This window comes from Mesorhizobium sp. M4B.F.Ca.ET.089.01.1.1 (genome assembly GCF_004022605.1).
GTDB classification, from domain to species: Bacteria; Pseudomonadota; Alphaproteobacteria; order Rhizobiales; family Rhizobiaceae; genus Mesorhizobium; species Mesorhizobium abyssinicae.
In genome coordinates this window covers 1-2769 of sequence record NZ_RZOS01000608.1, presented here as the reverse complement: position 1 = coordinate 2769, position 2769 = coordinate 1, and the positions used below count along the sequence as shown (strand labels likewise).

The following is a 2769-nucleotide window of genomic DNA, read 5'->3' as shown; positions in this document are numbered from 1 at the left end:
CCGACGCGGTAGATCTCGGCGACGCCGGCGATATCGGCCGCCACCAGCACCAGCGAGTTGATGACGCCGCCTGGCGCCGGCACCACGATGACGATGCGCTCGACGCCGGCCACCTTGGCAGGCACCGCGTTCATCAGCACCGAGCTCGGATAGCTCGCCGTGCCGCCCGGCACGTAGAGCCCGACCGCCTCGATCGCCGTCCAGCGCGAGCCGAGCTCGACGCCGGCGGCGTCCGCATAGCGGTCGTCCTTGGGCTTCTGCCGCTCGTGATGCGAGCGGATGCGGTCGCGGGCGAATTTGAGCGCCTCGACCGTTTGCGGATCGGCCTCGGCATAGGCCTTGGCGATGTCATCCTTGGAGACGGCGATGCCAAGCCTGGTGAGGTCCGCCTTGTCGAACTTCAGCGTATAGTCGATGAGCGCCTTGTCGCCCTCGGCGCGCACGCGCTGGACGATCTCGCGCACCGCCGCGTCGACATCGGCCGACACCTCCCGCTTGGTCGTCAGGAAGGCGGCGAAACGCTGCTCGAAGTCGGCGTCGGACTGGCTGAGTGTGATGGCCATCTGCTGCGCTCAAGCCCTATGTACGGGACGCGAGGAGGCTTCCCAGGCGCCGCCTATGTCGGCAAGCCGCGCCTCGATGCACTCGACGTCCAGCATGATCGTGCCGCCGCCCGAAAACACCAGCTCGACGATGCCGGCCGGCTTGCTGATGCCGACGAAGCTGATCGCCAGCAGCGACAGCACCTCGGCCGGCTTGTCGCGGGCAATGCCGCTGGTCTTGGCGCCGAGCACGCGGTCGAAATGCAGCACCGCCTGCCGCCGCTCATTGTGCTGGCGGAACAGGCCGGATTTCGCCTCCCAGACGAAACGGTTCATGGTCAGCACGAAGCGCTTGGCCGCCGGCAGGAATTCGAGATCCGACACCTTCATCACGGCGTCCTGGACATGGGCCGAGACGATGCTCAGGTCCTGGTCGTCGAGCGCGATGAGCTTGAGAGCCATGCGGAATTTGTACCTAAGGTTGGTTTCAGCTTCCTGTTAGGCGGTCTTTCCAGTCCGTGCAACCTCGACACGGAACTGCCCAAGGCAATTACCTGAGGTTTGCGCTGCCCCTCATCGCCCTGCCGGGCACTTCTCCCCGTATGGTGACGGGGAGAAGGACGCCTTCGCCGAAAGTTTCGCCAATCACCAGCGTTGCGGGAAGAGCGCCAAGGCCGCCCCAGCCCTCTTCTCCCCGTCACTATACGGGCAGAAGGTGCCGGCAGGCGGATGAGGGGCGGCGGCGATGTCGACAATTGGTCCGTCCAACACGCGTCGGTAGAGACTGCGCTTGCCTTACTGCGTCAGCCTGAAATCCGCTCGATCACCGCGCCGCAGCCGGAAAGCTTCTCCTCCAGCCGCTCGAAGCCGCGGTCGAGGTGATAGACGCGGTTGACGGTGGTCTCGCCTTCGGCGGCAAGGCCGGCGATGACCAGCGAGACGGAAGCGCGCAGGTCGGTCGCCATGACCGGCGCGCCCTTCAGCTTGGCGACGCCGTCGACGATCGCCGTCTGGCCGGAGAGCGTGATGTGGGCGCCGAGCCGGGCGAGCTCCTGCACGTGCATGAAGCGGTTCTCGAAGATCGTCTCGGTGATGCGCGACTTGCCCTTGGCCATCGTCATCAGGCCCATGAACTGCGCCTGCAGGTCGGTCGGGAAGGCCGGGAAGGGCGCCGTCGTCACGTCGACCGGCGCAATGCCGGCGCCGTTGCGCCGGACACGGATGCCCGAATTGGTCGGGGTGATCTCGGCGCCGGTTTGCGAGATCACATCGAGCGCGGTCTGCAGCAGCTCGGGGCGGGCGCCTTCCAGCACCACGTCGCCGCCGGTCATCGCCACAGCCATGGCATAGGTGCCGGTCTCGATGCGGTCGGGAATGACGCGCACGCGGGCCCCGGAGAGCGCCTCGACGCCGTCGATGGTGATGGTCGGGGTGCCGGCGCCGGAAATCCTGGCGCCCATCGCGTTGAGGCATTCGGCCAGGTTGACGATCTCGGGCTCGCAAGCGGCGTTTTCCAGCACCGTTTCGCCCTTGGCCAGCGAAGCCGCCATCATCAGCACATGGGTGGCGCCGACCGACACTTTCGGGAACACATAGCGGTTGCCGACGAGGCGGCCGTTCTTGGTCTTGGCGATGACATAGCCGGTGTCGACGTCGAGATCGGCGCCGAGCGCCTGCAGGCCTTCGAGGAACAGGTCGACCGGGCGCGTGCCGATGGCGCAGCCGCCCGGCAGCGACACCTTGGCCTCGCCCATGCGGGCCAAGAGCGGCCCGATCACCCAGAACGAGGCGCGCATCTTCGACACCAGCTCATAGGGAGCCGTGGTATCGACGATGTTGCGGGCGGAGAAGTTGATGGTGCGCGAATAGCCTTCCTGCTGCTTCTCGCGCCGGCCGTTGACGGAATAGTCGACACCGTGATTGCCGAGGATGCGGATCAGTTGCTCGACATCGGCCAGATGCGGCACGTTCTCAAGCGTCAGCGTGTCGTCGGTCAAGAGCGAGGCGATCATCAGCGGCAATGCAGCGTTCTTCGCGCCGGAGATCGGAATGCTTCCGGCGAGCTTGTTGCCGCCGACAATTCTGATGCGATCCATGTGAGAATGTCCCCTCGGCCGAAACGGCCGGTTTCAATCGTTTGAGTATCGGCCCGTCTAGACCATTGGCCGGCTTGGTTCAAGAAATAGGATTTATGGTCCCTTGGTCCAAGTATGGCGGGGCAGTGTGG

The 2769-nt window shown here is 65.6% G+C and carries 3 protein-coding genes; all 3 read right to left on the bottom strand.

The genetic code is table 11. The features are described from left to right. Nucleotides 1-563, bottom strand: a 563-nt coding sequence (locus EN780_RS31480; protein ID WP_189556892.1) for a histidinol dehydrogenase, incomplete at its 3' end; no start/stop codon positions are given. Nucleotides 564-572: 9 nt separating this feature from the next. Next, entirely contained in the window at nt 573-1004 is a 432-nt protein-coding gene (locus EN780_RS31475) for a DUF2948 family protein (protein ID WP_127282871.1), read from the bottom strand. A 341-nt stretch (nt 1005-1345) separates the two neighbouring features. After that, complete coding sequence (gene murA / locus EN780_RS31470; protein WP_128276218.1) at nt 1346-2638, bottom strand: UDP-N-acetylglucosamine 1-carboxyvinyltransferase; 1293 nt, start codon at nt 2636-2638, stop codon at nt 1346-1348. Between the last annotated feature and the right edge of the window lie 131 nt (nt 2639-2769).